This is a genomic window from Oryzomicrobium terrae (assembly GCF_008274805.1).
In the GTDB taxonomy this organism is placed as follows: Bacteria; Pseudomonadota; Gammaproteobacteria; order Burkholderiales; family Rhodocyclaceae; genus Oryzomicrobium; species Oryzomicrobium terrae.
Map to the genome: position 1 here is coordinate 2,250,660 of NZ_CP022579.1, position 20,002 is coordinate 2,270,661.

The following is a 20,002-nucleotide window of genomic DNA, read 5'->3' on the forward strand; positions in this document are numbered from 1 at the left end:
GATGCCCAACACGCCGGCCCGCCGCCTGTAGCCAGGCGGCGGGAGGCATGGATACAGCCTGTTGCAAAACTCCGCTTGAACTCCCTGCGGCCAATCTGCATGCTTGCGCATTGGCAATCCCACGACGTGACCCAGGGTCTGTACGCCCGGCACCCGTGCGCGTCTTCAGAAGAAACATCAACGATGGCCTTTCAGCCCTTACGCATGCCACCACGGCGGACCCTCGGCACCCTCGCCATCCTGTCGGTCCTCTCAGGCTGCGCTGCCGTCGGCCCCAACTACGAAGCCCCCACGCTTACCCAGACCGAGGTGCCGAGCCATTGGACGTCGAGCACCGCGCTCGCCACGACCCCCACCGCCGCTGCAGGTGACATCCACGGCCACGACTGGTGGCGCGAATTGTCCGATCCAGTGCTGGATCATTTGATCGCCGAAGCATTTGGCAGTAGCCCGACCCTTGAAGCCGCCATGGCCAAGCTCAGGCAGTCCCGCTCGCGGACGACCCAGTCAAATGCCGCGGCCTTGCCGACGCTGGATGGCAGTGCCAATGCCGAAAGCAGCGCCAGTGATTCTTCGGGCAAGAGCCTCACCGAATCCTGGCTGTCGATGAACGCCTCCTGGGAGATCGACCTGTTCGGTGCGGTGCGACGCGGCAAGGAAGGCGCCCTGGCCCGGGAAGCGGCCCAGGCGGCGACCCTGGCGGATGTCCGCGTCAGCCTGGCCGCCGACGTCACCGATGCCTACCTGAGCGATCGGGCCTGCCAGTCGTACGTGGCCTTGAGCGAGCAGGATCTGGCCTCCCGGGAGGCTACGGCGCGGCTCACCGCCGCCAGCGTCAAGGAAGGCTTCACCGCCCCTTACCAGGCGGTGCGCAGTACCGCCTCGGTGGCCGAGGCCAAAACCCAGTTGGCGGCCACGCGGGCCTACTGCGAACGCCTGGAAAACCAGCTCACCCGCCTCACCGGCATCCCCCGCCCGGCCCTGATGAAAGCCCTGGCCGACAAGCCCACCGGCCTGGAACGACTGCCGGTGCCCAAGCACTTCAGCATCGCCATCCCCAAGGATGCGCTGATGCAGCGCCCCGACATCCGTTCGGCGGAGCGCCGCCTGGCAGCGGCTTCGGCCGACATCGGCCTGGCGGAAGCGGACCGCTATCCCCGGCTGACCCTCAACGGCGACCTGGGCTACACGGTTTCGGAATCCAGCGGCTCCAGCGGTGGCGGCGCCCTGTCTTTCGGCACCTGGTCCTTCGGCCCTTCCCTGAGCCTGCCGATCTTCGACGGCGGCCGACGCAAGGCCGCCGTGGAAATCGCCAAGTCCCGCTACGACGAGGCCCTGGCCGACTTCAAGGCCAAGACCCGGGAGGCCATCCAGGAAATCGAGGACGCCCTGACCCGCTACGCCGCTGCCCACGAGCGCGCCGAGAACGCGCGGGTGTCCGCCAGCCAGTACCAGCGCTTTTTCGATTCGGTGGATGTCCGCTTCCGTGAAGGTGCGAGCAATCTGCTCGAACTGGAAGACGCTCGCCGCGCCATGCTGAGCGCGCAACAAACCCTGCTGAGCGTCCAGCAAGAGCGCATCCAGGCCTGGGTGGCGTTGAACCGCGCCACCGGCGGGGGCGCCCTGTACAAATCCGACGTTGCCAGCGACACGCCTGCCGCTCCCCAAAGCGGCACGCTGGTCGAAGCCGGCCATCCTGATTGAGCGATTCATGTTGCCCTCTGCCAAAAATATCTTCTCCGAAAAGCGCCTGATGGCGCTCCTCGCCTTCGCCGTGCCCGCCGCCCTGGTGCTCGGTGCCGCCACCTTGTCGAACGCACAGCCCACGAGCGAGGCCGCCACCATTGAACCGGCCACGGTCGGAAATGCCCAGGCCCAGGTCGCCGCACCGCCCCCCAAGCCGATTCCTTCGGTTGCGGTGATGCATCCGAAGAGCGAAGCCTGGCCAGATCTGATCGATGCCAGCGGTAACGTCATGCCCTGGCAGGAAACCCGTATCGGCTCGGAAGTGGGCGGGCTGCGCCTCTCCAAGGTGCTGGTGACCGTGGGTGATACCGTCAAGAAGGGCCAGGTGCTGGCCCGCCTCGATGCCGCCACCGTGGAAACCGACCTGGATGCAGCCAACGCCCAGCTTTCCGAAGCCCAGGCGGCACTGGCCCAGGCCACGGCCACCCAGGAGCGGGGCAAGCGCCTGGCCTCTTCCGGCGGCGTCAGTCAGCAGGAACTAACCCTCTACGATACCCAGCGTCGTACTGCCGAGGCCCGTCTGAGCGCTGCCCAGGCCCAGGTCAAGCGCCAACAACTGCGCCTGGAGTACGCCACCCTGGTCGCCCCCGACGATGGCGTGATTTCCTCGATCTCCACCGCCGAAGGCACCATCGTCTCTGCTGGCAGCGAACTGTTCCGCCTGATCCGCCAGGGCCGTCTGGAATGGCGCGCCGAGGTCAAGGGCGAGACCCTGCTGCGCCTTTCCCCGGGCCAGGAAGTCACGGTGAAAAGCCCCCTGGGGCCCGAGGTGAAGGGCCGGGTGCGACAGTTGTCGCCGACCATCGACGTTGCCAGCGGCAACGGCCTGGCCTATGTGGACCTGCCCGCCGGCACGAATCTCATGGCCGGTCTCAACGTTTCCGGCACCATCAGCATGGGCAAGCGCAAGGCCCTGGTCCTCCCCAAGTCTGCCGTGGTCCGCGACGACAATGGCAACCGGGTGCTGACCGTGACCAACGACAGCAAGATCGACGTCGTCAGCGTCAAGACCGGCCGCAGCAGGGACGGCCTGGTCGAGATCGTGGCCGGCCTGGACGAACGTGCCCAGGTCGTGTTCAAGGGTCAGAAAGGCCTGGCGGTGGGCGACACGGTCAAGACCGAGACGGACGCACACTAGCCTTCTTTACTGTCGCCCAAACGCCAACGCCGCCCCTCAGGGCGGCGTTGGCGTTTGAGCGACCTGCCCGGGCTTATACCAGGGTCAGGGTCACGCCGATATTACCCCGGGTGGCGTTGGAGTAAGGGCAGACCACATGGGCCTTGTCCGCCAAGGCCGAGGCTGCGCCCCGGGCCACGAGCTTATTAATGCAGGCGGTGCGCGCCTAGCGTCCGCCCACGAAATGCACCGCCCGCTTACCGCTCTTCTTCACGCCATACATGGCTTCGTCGGCGCGGCGGAGCAGCGTGGCGGCGTCGCTGCCGTGCTCGGGGAAGACGGCGATGCCGATGCTCGCACCGACCTGGCAGTGGAGGCCGTAAGCATCCATGGGCCGGCAGATTTCAGCCAGGGCCTTTTCGGCAACAACCCTGGCCCCTTCGGCGTGCTCGATGTGGGGCAGGATGATGATGAATTCGTCACCGCCAATCCGTCCCACCGTATCGGACTTGCGCACGCTGGCCTCGAGGCGCTGGGCCACGATACGCAGCGTGGCGTCCCCGGCGGCGTGGCCCAGGGTATCGTTGATCGCCTTGAAACCATCCAGGTCGACGAACATCACCGCGCTCTTGAACCCATCGCGGGCGGCCAGAGTCACGGCCTGCTGCAGCCGGTCGGTGGCCAAGCGCAGGTTGGGCAGTCCGGTGAGCGGGTCGTAATTGGCCAGATTCTCCGCCTGTTGCAGGCGTTGCCCGGTGAGCACGGCGGCCAAATAGGCGCCGACCGCCTGGACCGTCTCGACGTCGCTCCTCCCCAGGCGGGGCAGGAAGGGACGTTGTTCGCGCACCCGGCCAGTGACGAGCAGGGCAACGACCTCACCGTTCAGGAGGACAGGGCTGGAGATCAGGTAAGGCAGGCCCAGGGCGCTGCGCACCTCGGCCAGACGCTCATCGGGATCGGCCCGGGTGAGCAACACGGGGCGTAGAGGATCGAGCATTTCGGCCGGAACCACGATGGTACGCCCGCCGATTTCCTGCTGCTCCGCCTCGTCGTAGCCCTGCAGCACGACGGCGCTGAAGCTGCCATCGTCGTTGGGGGTGAGCACGGCGGTGCGCTGCATGTTGAGGGCGCTGTTGATGCGCCGGCTGATGGCGTGAAAGGCGCTGGCGTAATCCGTGTCCTGCCCCAGGGTGACGGCCAGTTCCCCCATCAGGGTGAAGCCGCGGCGCTTTTGCTCCAGTTCGTGACGGATCGCCGCGGCGATGGTATCGGCCCGGACCAGGCTGGCGGCCAGTTGCTCGCTGCGCTTGCGCAGGTAGGCCACCTCGCGGCGTAGTTCGTCGAACTCGGCGGAGGTGGTAGCAGCGGATGCGGTGGTAGTGGCCATGTCAGATGCTGAACAGACAGAACACGCCGGTCCAGTCCAGGGCCCGGGGGCGCCCCAGCACCGAACCGACTTCGACGCCGGAATAGATGCCCAACAGCGGCACCCGTTCGCCGACGACCCGCTGGACCACCGCCGCGTCTTCGGCGTCGATGCCGGCAAAGCCGGCGGCCCGTCCGGCGCAGTCGATGTAGAAGGCAAACACCGGCGTGCGCCCGTCGAGCCCGGCGAACAGGCTTTCGATGCGCGGTGCGATGTAATCCATATTGACGCTGCGGTGCATGACCTGGAACTGGGTGCCTTCGACCATGTCGGGCTCGAACATGACCAGCCCACCGCGCTTTCGGTCGATCTTCAGGCACATGCGGTTAACGTAGGCCGACTCGTCGAAGTCGCCCCACTTGTCGCCCATGTTCACCCCCAGGGTAACGAAAAAGCCGAAGTCTTCCGGAGCGATGGCATCCCCGAGAATGCTGCCGATGACCTCCAGCGCCGGCCGGCCGTCGATTTCCAGAATGGTCTGGGCGTCGGCCTTGGTCACCGTGTAGTAGCCGGTGCAAGGCTGGCAGCCGTGCATGATGATGCTGTCCATGCGCACGCCGGCAGAAAACAGCAGAGCCAGGGCGTGGCGCTCGGCGATACCTTCGCCGGTCCACTGCCGGGTCGGGGTGCCCACCATGTCGCCGGTCAAGCCTGCGCCGACCAGGGCCGGCAGATAACCGAGGGAGCGCTCGATACCGGTCAGCAGCGGTGTGGCCATGAGCATGCTCATCCGCCCGCTGGTGCGATCGACCGTGTCGTAGAACAGCACCACCGGCGATTCGGGCCCGGTGCCCAGGGCCGCCAGGCGCTGGCCGATCCGCTCACCAACCAGGGTTTCGCCCTCGGCCAGATCGCCCTCGGCGATGAGCTGGCACTCCACCGAATCGAGGGTGAAGGCGGCCAGCCCCACCTGGTCGCCGGCGTAGCCCAGGCAGCGATTGGTCAGGGTGCCCACGGCCCAGCCACCGACGATGCGCGCCCGAGGCCCGACCACCGCGGCGACCGCCTGGCGCAGAATCTGGGGATCGTGTCGCGCCGTGGAGAACAGCAGCACCAGGTCGCAGCTCTCCAGTTCGGCCTGGGTCAACGCATCCCGGGCCGCTTGAGCACCGGCGGCGAGGGAGTCCGGATTGTCGCTGTAGCCAACGCCTACCCGCATCGCTGCCCCTACTCGACGATGACCGTGCTGCTGGTGACGGGAATCGGCTTGAGCAGGGAGTTCAGGATCGCCGACTTGCGGTCCAGCGTCTCCTTGCTGCGGCGCAATTGTTCCGGACTGCCCTTGCCCTTGAGGGTGACCGTGTAATGGACGCCGGAAGCGCCACAGGGCACTTCCCGGTCGATGCCGAGCACACCGAGCAGATTCCAGTCCACCGCCGCCTCGACCTCGATGCTGTCCAGTTCGGTGCCGAACAGGGCGGCGTTGGCGGCAATGCCCGCGGTCAGGCAGCCGCAGATCGCCGCGGCGAGCATTTCCCCCGGGTTGGGGTGGGCATCGTGGCCGCCCATGGGGGGCGGCTCATCCATGGGCAAGGTGAAGACGCGTCCGGGACGGGAGGCCACCTGGCCATTGGAGTAGAACTCGGAAATGGTGGCGTCGCAGCGCGCGCCGCCTTTCCAGGTCGATTTGGCGACGAACTTCACCTCCGCGACGCCCTTGTCAGCCTTAGCCGCCTCGGCAAAATTACCCATCGACTCCAGGTCGATCCCGTTCAAACCCTTGCTCATACTTTTTCCCCGATTGATTGGTTGGTGCAGTGAAAAGTCCCCGGTGGCGGCTCGGTTCAGCCCGCCTCGCCGTGGACCAGACGACGGATGTAGGCAGGCACGCGGCCAGCCCCGTGCACGTCGTGGCGGTATTTGGAGGTGAAGTTCGGTTTCAGGCCGAGCATGACCTCGGCGGTATCCACCGCGCCGATCCAGCACTCTTCCTGCAGGCCAACGCCGGTGGTGTAGCCCCCCACCAGCCACACACCGTTGTGGCCTTGCAGGGCGGGCAGGGATTCCTGGGCCTGATAGGCCGCCATGTCCATGATGTTGTGCTTGAAGCGGAACATGGTGCAGTTGCCGCCGCTGCCGTTCTTCCACGGCGGCAGGAGGATGCTCTCGTCCGGCAGCGGGTTGATCGGATTGAGGGTGCAGAAGAAATTGGGCAGGTAGCTCTGGGCGCGGAACTGCTCGTTCTGCCAGTTGTAGTCCGGGTTGGCCGGGTCGTTCTGGTGGCGGTTGCACCAGTAGGTCATGGAGTAGCCGATGTGCTCCGGGGCGTAGTCCCGGGGGATGTTGAGGTTGTAGGTGCTCCAGGCATTGGCGTTGGGCGGCAGGACGCCGGTGGCGTTATGCACGAACACCGAATCCTCCGATGCGCGGAAGCGCCCCAGGGTGGCGGCCAGCCCGGGGGCGGCCTGGCTCGGCTCCTCGAAACGTCCGAGCACGTCCCAGGCCTGCTTGGCGACCACCACGGCATCGAAGCCCTCAACCTCCGGTGCGGCATCCGGCGCCCGGGACGGGCGCGTGCTGACCAGCACGATGCCGGAAGGATCGATACTGAAAGTGGCGCGGGTATTCACCCGCATGGCCGCAGTGGACGCACTGCCGTCGAAGTTCGGGTCCAGGTAGGCACACAGGGCATCGACCCAGCTGCGCACCCCGTCCACCCAGTACATCCGCTCCGGGTCCGGGGTAGGCTGGCGGCCCAGTCCCTCTTGCAGGTAGTAGTAGTGCAGGATGACGCGGAAGGGCAGCTCCCCGGGTGGCACCTTGCTGGTGAAGTACATGCCGACGATGCGCGGATAGAGGCAGCGATTGACGAACTCGGTGTTCTTCGCCAATCCGGACGCCTCGAGAAAGGTCGCCACGGTCATGTACTTGTAGCGCGGGTTGTCGCTGTACATCAGCTCCTGCAGGTGTTCCTCGCAGAAGCGGCGGAAATCGAGGAAGCCTTGTTCGATGGCCGGCGAGGCCTCGGTGCTCCAGCCCTTCTCGATGGTGAAGCCGGTCTCGATTTCGGCGCTGGGCGTGCCGTCCCGGGCGATGGTGGAGTAGGAGGCCACGTCCTGCAGGGGCTTGTAGCGGACCTTGAGGCTGTCCATCACCTTGACGAGTTCCTGGTAGCCGGTCTTGGAAAAATCGTTAACGCCCAGGTCTACCCAGCGGGTGCGGCCCTCCCCCAGGCCGACGTCGATCCCGCGCACGGTGCGCATGTTGCCGCCCATGTGGTGGACATCTTCGAAGACGGTGAAGCCGATCCCCTGTTGCTTGCACACATAGGCCGCCGCGAGGCCGCTCAAGCCGCCGCCGATGATGGCGACCCTGTTGATTTTTTTCATCCCCCCTCCTTCTTCCCTGGTGCCGGTCTGGTTCCGGGGCACGAGCGAACGCCCTGCCCCGATGGGCGTCGGCCGCATGTATATCAACGTCATTTACCAATGTAAACAATGCAAATTCATCTACATCACTGATTTTTACCAAAAAAAAACAAGTTTTAGCTGTCAAATACAGTCAAAACAGCGTCAAAAAAAAGTCAAAAGACGCGGCTTGAACTATCGAAAAAACCTTTAAAAAAAATGCCAGCGGCGATCGAACCTCCGGAAAATTGACAAAAAAAAACGGCGGGCCGAAGCCCGCCGTTCCTGGTTCTGTAGCGAAACTGGCTTATGCCTTGTGAAAACGCATCACGCCGTTCTCGCAGGTGACCCGGATGCTGTCCTTCGGCCCGAATTCGCCTTGCAGGATCAGCCGCGCCAGGGGGTTCTCGATCTCGCTCTGGATGGCGCGCTTCAGGGGGCGCGCGCCGAACACCGGGTCGAAGCCGGTCTGGGCCAGTTCGGCCAGGGCACTGTCGTCCACCTGCAAGCCCATCTCCATCTTCTCCAGACGCTTTTCCAGGTACTGCAACTGGATCCTGGCGATGTTCTTGATGTGGGCCTCGCCCAGGCTGTGGAACACCACCACCTCGTCGATACGGTTGATGAACTCGGGGCGGAAGTAGGTCTTCACCTCGGCCATCACCGCCACCTTGATCACGCCGTAATCGTCGCCGGCCATCTGCTGGATCATCTGGCTGCCCAGGTTGGAGGTCATGACGATCACCGTGTTCTTGAAGTCCACCGTGCGGCCCTGGCCGTCGGTCATGCGGCCGTCGTCCAGCACCTGCAACAGCACGTTGAAGACATCCGGGTGGGCCTTTTCCACCTCGTCCAGCAGGATCACGCTGTAGGGCTTGCGCCGCACGGCCTCGGTCAGGTAGCCCCCTTCTTCGTAGCCCACGTAGCCCGGCGGCGCGCCGATCAGGCGGGCCACGGAGTGCTTCTCCATGAACTCGCTCATGTCGATGCGGATCAGGTGTTCCTGGGAATCGAACAGGAACTCGGCCAGGGCCTTGCACAGCTCGGTCTTGCCCACGCCGGTGGGGCCGAGGAAGAGGAAGGAGCCGTAGGGCTTGTTCTCGTCCGACAGGCCGGCGCGGGAACGGCGGATGGCATCCGACACCAGCCGCACCGCCTCGTCCTGGCCGACCACGCGCTGGTGCAGGCGGTCTTCCATCTTGAGCAGCTTCTCACGCTCGCCCTGCATCATCTTGCTCACCGGAATGCCGGTGGCCCGGCTCACCACCTCGGCGATTTCCTCGGCGCCGACCTCGGTGCGCAGCAGCTTGAACTTCTGCGCCTTGCCTTCCTTGTCGCTGGCCTCGGCAGCCTTCAACTGGGCTTCGAGCTGGGGCAGCTTGCCGTACTGCAGCTCGGACATCTTCTGCCAGTCGCCCTTGCGTTTGGCCTCGTCCATCTGCAGGCGGATCGCCTCGATCTCTTCCTTGATGTGCTGGGAACCCACCACCTGGGCCTTTTCAGCCTTCCAGATCTCTTCCAGGTCGTTGTATTCCCGCTCCAGGCGTTGCAGTTCCTCTTCGAGCAGTTGCAGGCGCTTCTTGGAAGCCTCGTCGGTTTCCTTCTTCATCGCCTCCCGCTCGATCTTGAGCTGGATCATGCGCCGCTCCAGCTTGTCCATGGACTCGGGCTTGGAATCGATTTCCATCTTGATCCGGGCGGCGGCCTCGTCGATCAGGTCGATGGCCTTGTCCGGCAGGAAGCGGTCGGTGATGTAGCGGTGGGACAGCTCGGCGGCGGCGACGATGGCCGGGTCGGTGATATCCACGCCGTGGTGCAGCTCGTACTTCTCCTGCAAGCCGCGCAGGATGGCGATGGTGGCTTCCACGGAAGGCTCGTCCACCAGCACTTTCTGGAAGCGGCGCTCCAGGGCGGCGTCCTTCTCGATGTACTTGCGGTATTCGTCCAGGGTGGTGGCGCCGATGCAGTGCAACTCGCCCCGGGCCAGGGCCGGCTTGAGCATGTTGCCCGCGTCGATGGCGCCCTCGGCCTTGCCGGCGCCGACCATGGTGTGGATCTCGTCGATGAAGACGATGATGCGGCCCTCTTCCTTGGCGATGTCGTTGAGCACCGCCTTGAGGCGCTCCTCGAATTCGCCCCGGTACTTGGCGCCGGCCAAGAGCGCGGCCATGTCCAGGGACAGGACTTTCTTGCCCTTCAAGGTTTCCGGCACTTCCTCGTTGACGATGCGCTGTGCCAGGCCCTCGACGATGGCGGTCTTGCCCACGCCGGGCTCGCCGATCAGCACCGGGTTGTTCTTGGTGCGCCGTTGCAGGATCTGGATGGCGCGGCGGATTTCGTCGTCCCGGCCGATCACCGGGTCGAGCTTGCCGCGGCGGGCCCGCTCGGTCAGGTCCACCGTGTATTTCTTCAAGGCTTCGCGCTGGGATTCGGCCTCCTGGCTATCCACCCCGGCACCGCCACGCACGGCGGTGATCGCCGCCTCCAGGGGCTTGCGTGCCAGGCCGTGCTGCTTGGCGATGCGCCCGGCATCGCCCTTGTAGTCGGTGAGTGCCAGCAGGAACAGTTCAGAGGCGATGAACTGGTCACCGCGCTTCTGGGCCTCTTTGTCGGTCAGGTTGAACAGGTTGGTCAGATCGCGGCCCACGGTCACTTCGCCGCCGCTGCCTTCCACCTGGGGCAGGCGCTTGATGGCCTGCTCGATGTCGGTCTTCAGCGCCGGCACGTTGACCCCGGCCCGGGAGAGCAGGGAACTGGAGGCGCCGTCGTCCTGGTTGAGCAGGGCCAGCAGCAGGTGGGTCGGCTCGATATAGGGGTTGTCGCCGCCTACCGCCAGGCTCTGGGCGTCGGCGATGGCCTGCTGGAATTTGGTGGTGCATTGATCGAAGCGCATGAACGGGTCCTCGGCAATGGTGCAATGTTGGGATGGATCCTATGTTGGGCCCTGCCGGATGAATTTCAAGCGCCATTCGCCGGATCCATCCGCTGAGCCATTGCTCGCCTCCGGCATGAACGGCCCATCCCCGCCGGGAGAGCACGCCTTGCACTTGCGATCCCCGCGCCAATAGGGGATCTTGGCGCCCCCATCCTGGGAACCCGCGCCTGGCGCGGAGTTCCAGAGGGCATGCTCGGAGAACAAGGACTGGCGCGGGTTTCCGGGCAGGCCATCCAAATCTCTAAAACGAGACACTCCGGCGCTGTCACAAAAGCGTCAAAACACGCCTGTATTCATGCGCTTAGCCAACAGCCCCACCCTGTCTGTCGCGGGGCTGACGGGCGGGTCTATGGCCGGAACGCAAAACCGTGCGCCAGCGGGGTTTTCCGTCCCGTTTTGGCGACTTGGCCCCGGCCAGCCCATCTCGGCGCCACCGTGCCGGAACCGTTCTTTCAACAACATCAAGGCGTTAGCCCATGCCCGAGGCGGTGGGCACGGCGGTTGCTAATTGGCCCTCGTCCGGCCACGGCCGCACCACAACAACATCAACGTGAGAGGAGCAGTAATGAGCTTTTTAATTGTGCTGGCAGCGCTGGCGCTGCTGATGTTCGTAGCCTACCGGGGCTACAGCGTGATCCTGTTCGCCCCCGTGGCGGCCCTGGGCGCGGTACTGCTGACCGACCCGTCCCTGGTGGCGCCGATGTTCACCGGCCTGTTCATGGACAAGATGGTCGGCTTCGTGAAGCTGTACTTCCCGGTCTTTCTGCTCGGCGCCATCTTCGGCAAGGTGATCGAGCTGTCCGGCTTCTCCAAGTCGATCGTCGCCGCCGTGATCAAGGTAGTGGGCGCCAAGCGGGCCATGCTGTCGATCGTGCTGGTCGGCGCCATCCTCACCTACGGCGGCGTCTCCCTGTTCGTGGTGGTGTTCGCGGTCTATCCGTTCGCCGCCGAGATGTTCCGCCAGAGCAACATCCCGAAGCGGCTGATCCCGGGCACCATCGCCCTGGGCGCCTTCACCTTCACCATGGATTCCCTGCCGGGCACCCCGCAGATCCAGAACATCATCCCCTCCACCTTCTTCAAGACCGACACCTGGGCCGCGCCCTGGCTGGGTACCCTGGGGGGCCTGTTCATCCTGGCCCTGGGCATGGTCTACCTGGAATGGCGCCGCCGCCAGGCGGCCGCCGCCGGTGAAGGCTACGGCACCAACCTGATCAACGAGCCGGAGCCCTTCGAGCACACCAACCTGCCCAACCCGCTGATCGCCCTGCTGCCCCTGGTGCTGGTGGGCGTGATGAACAAGGTGTTCACCATCCTGATCCCCGAGTTCTACGGCAAGAGCCACTCCTTCGTGCCGGCGGTGATCGGCAAGGCTGCCCCGGTGGTTCAGGAAATCTCCAAGATCGTCGCCATCTGGGCGGTGGAAGGGGCGCTGCTGGTGGGCATCCTCACCGTGTTCATCTTCGGCGGCAAGGCCGTCATCAGCCGCTTCGCCGAAGGCTCCAAGGCCGCCATCGCCGGTTCCCTGCTGGCCTCGATGAACACCGCCTCGGAATACGGCTTCGGCGCCGTGATCGCCGCCCTGCCCGGCTTCCTGGTGGTGGCCGACGGCCTGCGCGCCATCCCCAACCCCCTGGTCAACGAAGCCATCACCGTCACCGCCCTGGCCGGCATCACCGGCTCGGCCTCGGGCGGCATGAGCATCGCCCTGGCCGCCATGGCCGACACCTTCATCCAGAGCGCCCAGGCCGCCGGCATCCCCCTGGAAGTGCTGCACCGGGTCGCCGCCATGGCCTCCGGCGGCATGGACACCCTGCCCCACAACGGCGCCGTCATCACCCTGCTGGCGGTGACCGGCCTGACCCACCGCCAGTCCTACAAGGACATCTTCTCGATCACCCTGATCAAGACCCTGGCGGTGTTCTTCATCATCACCCTGTACTACGCCTTCGGCATCGTCTGATCGCCCCGGCAGCAACCAGGCAGCCCTACGGGGCTGCCTTTTTTCGACTAGGAGTAAGCAATGACCCAATCCGCACAACGCATCGCACTTGTCACCGGCGCCATGGGCGGGATCGGCTCGGCGGTTTGCCAGGAACTGGCGAAGGCGGGCTACAAGGTGGCGGCGAACTACCACCCGCAGTTCGACAATCCGGACGAGTGGCTCAAGGAACAGGCCGAGGCCGGGTTCAAGGATTTCGTGCCGGTGGCCGGCGACGTGTCCGACTATGAGTCGTGCAAGGCCATGGTGGCCGAGGTGGAAGCCAAGCTGGGCCCGGTGGACATCCTGGTGAACAACGCCGGCATCACCCGGGACAAGTTCTTCGCCAAGATGGAAAAGGGCCAGTGGGATGCGGTGATCAACACCAACCTGAACAGCCTGTTCAACGTCACCCACCAGGTGTCGGCGAAGATGGCCGAGCGGGGCTGGGGCCGGATCATCAACATTTCCTCGGTCAATGGCGTCAAGGGCCAGGCCGGCCAGTCCAACTACTCGGCCGCCAAGGCCGGCGTGATCGGCTTCACCAAGGCCCTGGCCCAGGAACTGGCGGCCAAGGGCGTGACGGTCAATGCCATCGCCCCGGGCTACATCGCCACCAAGATGGTCATGGCCATCAAGCCGGAAATCCTCCAGACCATCGTCGATTCCGTGCCGATGAAGCGCCTGGGCAAGCCCGAGGAAATCGGCGGCCTATGTGCCTATCTGGCCTCCGACATGGCCGGCTTCGTCACCGGCGCCACCATCAACATCAATGGCGGGCTGTACTACCAGTAAATTGATCTGCATCAGCAAAAAAGGGGCCTACGGGCCCCTTTTTGTCGCACTGCAGCTTTAACCGCAACGGCCTAAAGGCATACTATGAACGCCCGTTTGGATTTGCCCTTTCCGCCCATGCCCCTCGCCCTCACCGCCCCCGAACTCGTCGATTTCCAACGTGTTCGGGAACGCGCCATGCAGTCGCTCTTCGAGAGCCTGGAAAGTCTCTGCGAAGGGACCCTGGTGGTGGATCGGGACAGCCGCATCGTCTGGATCAACGACCGCTACGTGAAGCGCTTCGGCTTCGCCACGCCGGAAGATGCGATCGGCAAGCGGGTCGAGGAAGTCATCCCCAATACCCTGATGGGCGAGGTGGTGCGCAGCGGCAAGCCGATCCTGCTCGACATCCTGGAAGCGGAGCCGGTGCCCTTCGTGGTCACCCGGCTGCCCCTCAAGGACGACGCCGGCGAAGTCATCGGCGCCGTCGGCTTCGCCCTCTACGACAAGCTCCAGCCCCTCCAGCCCCTCTACGGCCGGCTCAGCCGCCTGCAGCAGGAACTGGCCCAGGCCCAGAAGAAACTGGCCGAGGAACGGCGCGCCAAGTACACCTTCTCCAACTTCGTCGGCATCAGCCCGGCCACCATGGAACTGAAGCGCCAGGGCCGCCGCGCCGCCCGGCTCGACACCACCGTGCTGCTGCTCGGCGAAACCGGCACGGGCAAGGAACTGATCGCCCACGCCATCCACTCCGCCTCGGACCGGGCCGACAAGCCCTTCGTCGGGGTCAACGTGGCGGCCATTCCCGACACCCTGCTCGAAACCGAATTCTTCGGTGCCGCCCCGGGCGCCTATACCGGCGTGGACAAGAAGGGCCGCATCGGCAAATTCGAACTGGCCAACGGCGGCACCCTGTTCCTCGACGAAGTGGGCGACATGCCCCTCAATCTCCAGGCCAAGCTGCTGCGCGCCCTGCAGGAACAGGAAGTGGAGCCGGTGGGCTCGAACCGGGTGATCAAGGTCGATGCCCGCATCATCGCCGCCACCTCGGTGGATCTGGCCAAGCGGGTGGCCGAAGGCCGCTTCCGCAGCGACCTCTACTACCGTCTCAACGTGCTGTCGGTGACCGTGCCGCCGCTGCGCCAGCGCCTCGATGACCTGCCGGTGTTGTGCGAGCACATCCTGGAAAACATCGCCCAGCGCACCGGGCTGCCCCAGCGCGAGCTCGATGCAAGCGCCCTCGATCTGCTGCGCCGCTGCCCCTGGCCCGGCAACATCCGCGAACTGCGCAACGCCCTGGAGCAGGCCACCCTGCTTTCCGACCACCTGCGCCTGTCCGCCGCCGACTTCACCAATCTGAGTCCGGCCACCGAACCCGCCGCTGCCACCGCATCCCGCGCCGATGACGATGCCGACGCGCCCCTCACGCCGGACGACATTCCCGCCTACAGCGAAGCGGTAGCCGACTTCGAGCGGCGCCTGATCCGCCAGGCACTGGCCGCCTGCGCCGGCAAGGTGCCCGAAGCCGCCCAGCGCCTTGGCCTGGGCCGGGCCACCCTGTACAAAAAAATCGCCGCTCTGGGCATCGCCACCGGCAGTACCGCGGCCAAGGCCCCGTAAGGGCTAGCCGCCAGCCCTCCCGCGGGCAATCTCGCCACCAAACGCCGGGCTTGTCCCGGCGTTTTGCTGGAAATTGCACATCTCCGCCCCGAGACAATCCCGGCGATGAGACGGTTTCGCTGAGCGAAAGCCCGGCAATCGTCTCCCCCCCGAGACAAGCGCCCTTGAGGCGCCTTGTGTTAAACCTGGATTTCCCTTTTATTTCAATACGCTGAAACCTCTGGCACGGCCCCTGCGATAGGAATGGGACGAGCGGACAGCAGATCCGCCGCCATTTGGAGGAGAGCCCATGTCACCGTTGTTTCAGCGCCTATGGCGCCATTGCCGCTTCGCCCTGCCCCGTCGGCAGGTCATCCCCATGGTGGCCTTGGCCACCCTGGCCGGCCTTCCCCAGGCCTGGAGCGCCCCGCCGACCTTGTCTCCACCCACCGCCGGCGACCTGGTGATCGGCCAGGTCGCGCCGTTGAGCGGCGTACTTGCCAGTACCGGCGAGCAGATGGTGCTGGGGGTGAAGCTGCAGGTGGAGCTGACTAACGCCCGGGGGGGCATCAACGGCCGTCGAGTGCGCCAGGTGGTGGCCGACGACGGTTACCGGGTCGAAGACACGGTGGCCCAGACCCGGCAATTGCTGCAACGGGACAAGCCCCTGGCGCTGATCGGTTTCGCCGGCACCGCCAATGTCGCCGAACTGCTCAAGCAGGGCATCCTGGCCGAGGCGCGCATGCCCCTGGTGGCGCCCTACACGGGAGGCGAGCCGCTGCGCTCGCCATTCAACCCCTTCGTGTTCCACATCCGTGCCAGTTACGCCGACGAGGCGGAGTACATGGTGGACCAGCTCACCGCCATGGGCATCACGCGCATCGCCGTGTTCTATCAGGACGACGCGTTCGGTCGTTCCGTCCTGGCCGGGGTCGAGGCGACCCTGAAGCGGCGCAAGCTGGACCTGGCAGCGGCAGCCGGCTACGAGCGCAACACCGCCCGGGTCGACGAGGCGGTGGCCAAATTGCGTGCCGCCGATCCGGGCACCATCGTGATGGTGGCCACCAACAAACCGGCGGCGGCCTTTGCCAAGGCCTACCGGGCGGCCGGTGGCGCGGCCCAGCTGCTCAACCTCTCGGTGGTTGACCCGGCCGAACTGGTCAAGCTGGCCGGCCTGGACAGCGTCCATGGCCTGGGCATCACCCAGGTCGTGCCGTCGCCGGACAGCATGTTGCCGGTCGCGCGCGAATACCGGGAGGCCCTCAAGCGCTACGCTCCCGGCATCGCCCCGTCTTACGCCGGGTTCGAGGAATTCATCGGCGCCAAGGTGCTGTTCGAAGCGATCCACCGGGCCGGTGCCAACCCCACGCCGGAGCGGGTGCTGCAATCCCTGGAAGCGCTCGGCACCTACGATGCGGGGGGCCACCCGCTGCGCTTTTCTCCCGGTAACCGGGTGGGCTCACGCTTCGTCGAAGTCACCCTGATCGGCCGTGGCGGCCGGCTGATGCGCTGAGGCGGTGGCCATGCGACTCAACGACCTGCCCCCCGCCCTGCTGGCCACGCCCGCCGCACCGCCGGCAGCCCCGGGACGTGCCCCCCACCCAGCCACGGTCGCCGGGGATACCGAGGCGCCGCACTACGGCGGATTGCTGCTGGCGACCCTGGGGGCGGCCCCCCTGCTGCCCGTGGCCACCGGCGCCCTGGGAGCCTCCCTGACGCTGTGTGCCCTGAGCGCCTTGCCCGGAATCCTGCTTGCCGGTGCCGGCGCCTTCGCCCTGCACCGCCGTCTGCTGGCCCCCTTGGCCGAACTGCGCGCCGGGTTGCAGGCGGCGGCCGCCAGCGGCGGCGACCTGACCCGCCACCCCGGACATGACGCGGCCGGCCCGGCCGGAGCCGTGGCGCGAGCCTATGCCGCCTTCACCGGCAAACTGGGCGACCTGCTCGACACCACCCGGCAAAAAACCATCGGCATCGCGGTCGAGGCCAGCCGGCTGAAGATCCACGTTGGCGAAGCGGCGGCCGGCGCCGAACGCCAGGAGACCCTGGCCGGCGAGATCGCCACGGCCGGCAGCGCCGTGACCGAGACGGCAACCGATGTGGCCGAGCGCACCCGGCACCTGAGCGAGGCCACCGGCGAACTGCTGGCCGGCACGCGCGCCTCCTACGATCAATTCCTTGCTCTGGTAGCGCGCATCGATGCCATGAAGCAGCGCCAGGACGCCTTCACCGCCACCGTGGATACCCTGTCGGGGCACGCCCAGGAAATCGGCGACGTGACCCGGTTGATCCAGGAAATTGCCGAGCAGACGAACCTGCTGGCTCTCAACGCCGCCATCGAGGCGGCCCGGGCCGGCGAAGCGGGCCGGGGTTTCGCCGTGGTGGCCGACGAAGTGCGTAAGCTCGCCGAGCGCGCCCGCTCCGCCACCGAGCAAATCACCGGGCGAATCGCCACCGTGGCGGACCTGACCGGCCAGACCCACCGCCTCAACGGCGAGATGCACGACGAAACCGCCGTTGCCCGGGAGGTGGTGGCCCAGGCGGCCGACGGTTTTGGCGCCATGGTCGAGCGTTTCGAGGCCATGGCCGGCACTCTGGGCGCCATCGATGGCGCCATGCACGGCGTCGAATCGGCCAACCGGGACATCCTGGACAAGGTGCGGGAGATCGAAACCCTGTCCCATGGTATCGGCGCCAAGATGCGTGCCTCGGTGGCGGCGGCCGCCGCCCTGAGCGAGGGCACCGAAGGGGTGCTCGCCTCCGCCAGCGTCTTCCGTACGGGCCGGGGGGCCTTCGAACAGGTGGCCGAGGCCTGCGCCAGTTACCGGGACCGCATCCAGGCCCTGCTCCAGGGGCTGGCCGACCGGGGCGAGAACGTGTTCGACCAACAGTACCGGCCGATCCCCGGCACGGTCCCGCAAAAGTTCGCCACGGCCTACGACCGGGCGGTGGAGGCGCCCCTGCAAGACATCTACGACGCCGCCCTGGCTGCCATTCCCGGCGCAGTGTCGATGATCGCGGTGGATGTCAACGGCTATGCCCCCACCCACTGCCGCCAGTTTTCCGTCGAGACGGACGATCCGGAACACAACCGGACCTACAGCCGTCATAAACGCATCTTCGACGATGCGGTGGGCCTGCGCTCGGCACGCAACACCACCCCGGCCCTGACCCAGACCTATGCGCAGTCCGGCACCGGACGCCTACTCACCGAGATCGCCACCCCGATCATCGTGGCCGGGCGTGACGGCGTGCCGCGCCACTGGGGCAACCTGCGGGTGAACGTGTCGCCGGACGTGCTCACGTCCTCCCAACCTTCCAGCCAACATCGTTAGGATTTCCCCATGAGTGCTAGCCCGAACGCCCCTCGCCGCCAGAAGATCGTCTCCGCCCGGGAAGCGGTGAGCCACATCCGCAACGGCGCCACGATCGCCACCGGCGGTTTCGTCGGTATCGGCTTTCCCGAGAACATCGCGGTAGCCCTGGAAGCGCGTTTCATCGAACAGGCCGCCCCCCGGCAGCTGACCCTGGTGTACGCTGCCGGCCAGGGCGATGGAGCCGAACGCGGCCTCAACCACCTGGGCCACGCCGGTCTGGTGAAGCGGGTGGTGGGCGGCCACTGGGGTCTGGTACCCAAGCTGCAGCAATTGGCGGTGGACAACCAGATCGAGGCTTACAACCTGCCCCAGGGGGTGATCGCCCACCTGTTCCGCGACATCGCCGCCGGCAAGCCGGGGCAGCTGTCGCGCATCGGTCTGGGCACCTTCGTCGATCCCCGCTTCGGCGGCGGCAAGATCAACGCCTCAACCACCGAGGAGCTGGTCACCCTGACCGAGGTGGGCGGTGAGGAATGCCTGCTCTACCGTACTTTCCCGATCCATGTCGGCATCATCCGCGGCACCACGGCGGATGCCGACGGCAACATCACCATGGAGCGGGAGGCCCTCACCCTGGAGGCCCTGGCCATCGCCACCGCCGCCCACAACTCGGGGGGCATCGTCATCGTCCAGGTCGAGCGCATCGCCGAGCGGGGCACCCTGCACCCGCGCCAGGTGAAGATCCCGGGCATCCTGGTGGATTACGTGGTGGTGGCGGAAAAGCCCGAATACCACATGCAGACCTTCGCCACCGCCTACGACCCGGGCTTTGCCGGCGAGATCCGGGTGCCGGTGGATTCGATCCCGCCCATGGAGATGAGCGAGCGCAAGATCATCGCCCGCCGTGCCGCCATGGAATTGAAGCCCGGCGCCGTGGTGAACCTGGGCATCGGCATGCCCGACGGGGTATCCGCCGTGGCTGCCGAGGAAGGGGTGCTCGACCTGCTGACGCTCACCACCGAGCCCGGCGTGGTCGGCGGCGTGCCCGCCGGGGGCCTCAACTTCGGCGCAGCGGTCAATACGGCCGCCATCGTCGATCAGCCCTACCAGTTCGACTTCTACGACGGCGGCGGCCTGGACCTGACCTTCCTCGGCCTCGCCCAGGCCGATGCCGAGGGCAACCTCAACGTCAGCAAGTTCGGCCCGCGCCTGACCGGGGCCGGCGGCTTCATCAATATTTCCCAGTCGGCCAAGGAAGTGGTCTTCGTCGGCACCTTCACCGCCGGTGGCCTGGACGTGGCGGTGCAGGACGGCACGCTGGTCATCCTCCAGGAAGGCCGTACCCGCAAGTTTGTCGAACTGGTCGAGCACCGCACCTTCAGCGGTCCGGTGGCGGCCAAGCGCGGTCAGCCGGTGCTGTACATCACCGAGCGCTGTGTCTTCCGCCTGACCGCCGAGGGCGAACTGGAGCTGATCGAGATCGCCCCCGGCATCGACCTGGACAAGGACGTGCTGGCCCTGATGGACTTCCGTCCCAGGATCAGCCCGGAGCTCAAGCTGATGGATGCCCGTATCTTTGCCGCCGGCCCAATGGGGCTGCGCGAGATGATCGCCGACTAACCCCCTGCCGCCCCCCCTGGCCGGCCCCAGCGCTGGTCATCGACCCCGGCCTATGGCCGGGGTTTTTCTTGGCCGGCGGCTGGCAAGAGTTATCGGCACTACCGGACCCGGTCATACCCGCCCGGCACGCAGCCCTCGCCCAA

13 protein-coding genes are annotated in these 20,002 nt (G+C 66.2%); 8 read left to right on the forward strand and 5 right to left on the reverse strand.

Annotation, left to right across the window (positions count from 1 at the left end; genetic code table 11):
* Positions 1-183 precede the first annotated feature (183 nt).
* On the forward strand, positions 184-1,704 hold the full coding sequence (locus tag OTERR_RS10245) for an efflux transporter outer membrane subunit (protein ID WP_187775216.1): 1,521 nt from the start codon (positions 184-186) through the stop codon (positions 1,702-1,704).
* Between the two features lie 7 nt (positions 1,705-1,711).
* On the forward strand, positions 1,712-2,884 hold the full coding sequence (locus tag OTERR_RS10250; protein WP_149425688.1) for an efflux RND transporter periplasmic adaptor subunit: 1,173 nt from the start codon (positions 1,712-1,714) through the stop codon (positions 2,882-2,884).
* 205 nt (positions 2,885-3,089) lie between these two features.
* On the opposite strand, the gene OTERR_RS10260 is transcribed toward OTERR_RS10250, so the two are convergent.
* The 5 genes from OTERR_RS10260 to clpB form a co-directional block, all read right to left on the reverse strand.
* Positions 3,090-4,250 (reverse strand): sensor domain-containing diguanylate cyclase, encoded by a 1,161-nt coding sequence (locus OTERR_RS10260; RefSeq protein ID WP_149425689.1) that lies wholly within the window; start codon positions 4,248-4,250, stop codon positions 3,090-3,092.
* A 1-nt stretch (position 4,251) separates the two neighbouring features.
* Positions 4,252-5,448, reverse strand: a complete 1,197-nt coding sequence (locus tag OTERR_RS10265; protein WP_149425690.1) for an FIST N-terminal domain-containing protein — start codon at positions 5,446-5,448, stop codon at positions 4,252-4,254.
* Between the two features lie 8 nt (positions 5,449-5,456).
* The gene (locus OTERR_RS10270; protein ID WP_054621447.1) at positions 5,457-6,017 is read right to left on the reverse strand and encodes an OsmC family protein; all 561 of its coding nucleotides are present in this window, start codon (positions 6,015-6,017) and stop codon (positions 5,457-5,459) included.
* A 56-nt stretch (positions 6,018-6,073) separates the two neighbouring features.
* The gene (locus OTERR_RS10275; RefSeq protein ID WP_054621448.1) at positions 6,074-7,618 is read right to left on the reverse strand and encodes an NAD(P)-binding protein; all 1,545 of its coding nucleotides are present in this window, start codon (positions 7,616-7,618) and stop codon (positions 6,074-6,076) included.
* Positions 7,619-7,943: 325 nt separating this feature from the next.
* Positions 7,944-10,529: an ATP-dependent chaperone ClpB gene (clpB, locus tag OTERR_RS10280; protein ID WP_054621449.1), complete on the reverse strand. Its 2,586-nt coding sequence runs from the start codon at positions 10,527-10,529 to the stop codon at positions 7,944-7,946.
* Positions 10,530-11,136: 607 nt separating this feature from the next.
* Between clpB and OTERR_RS10285 the strand changes: the two genes are divergently transcribed.
* The 6 genes from OTERR_RS10285 to OTERR_RS10310 all read left to right on the forward strand — a co-directional run bounded on the left by OTERR_RS10285 (position 11,137) and on the right by OTERR_RS10310 (position 19,859).
* Positions 11,137-12,534: a GntP family permease gene (locus tag OTERR_RS10285; protein WP_054621450.1), complete on the forward strand. Its 1,398-nt coding sequence runs from the start codon at positions 11,137-11,139 to the stop codon at positions 12,532-12,534.
* Between the two features lie 60 nt (positions 12,535-12,594).
* Positions 12,595-13,347 (forward strand): beta-ketoacyl-ACP reductase, encoded by a 753-nt coding sequence (gene phbB / locus OTERR_RS10290; RefSeq protein WP_149425691.1) that lies wholly within the window; start codon positions 12,595-12,597, stop codon positions 13,345-13,347.
* 177 nt (positions 13,348-13,524) lie between these two features.
* Complete coding sequence (locus tag OTERR_RS10295; protein ID WP_281290330.1) at positions 13,525-14,946, forward strand: sigma-54 interaction domain-containing protein; 1,422 nt, start codon at positions 13,525-13,527, stop codon at positions 14,944-14,946.
* Positions 14,947-15,235: 289 nt separating this feature from the next.
* Positions 15,236-16,438, forward strand: a complete 1,203-nt coding sequence (locus OTERR_RS10300; protein WP_223115925.1) for an ABC transporter substrate-binding protein — start codon at positions 15,236-15,238, stop codon at positions 16,436-16,438.
* A 10-nt stretch (positions 16,439-16,448) separates the two neighbouring features.
* The gene (locus OTERR_RS16165; RefSeq protein ID WP_223115926.1) at positions 16,449-18,257 is read left to right on the forward strand and encodes a methyl-accepting chemotaxis protein; all 1,809 of its coding nucleotides are present in this window, start codon (positions 16,449-16,451) and stop codon (positions 18,255-18,257) included.
* Between the two features lie 9 nt (positions 18,258-18,266).
* A complete protein-coding gene (locus OTERR_RS10310) occupies positions 18,267-19,859 on the forward strand; it encodes an acyl CoA:acetate/3-ketoacid CoA transferase (protein ID WP_149425692.1) in 1,593 nt (530 codons plus the stop codon).
* Positions 19,860-20,002: the final 143 nt, after the last annotated feature.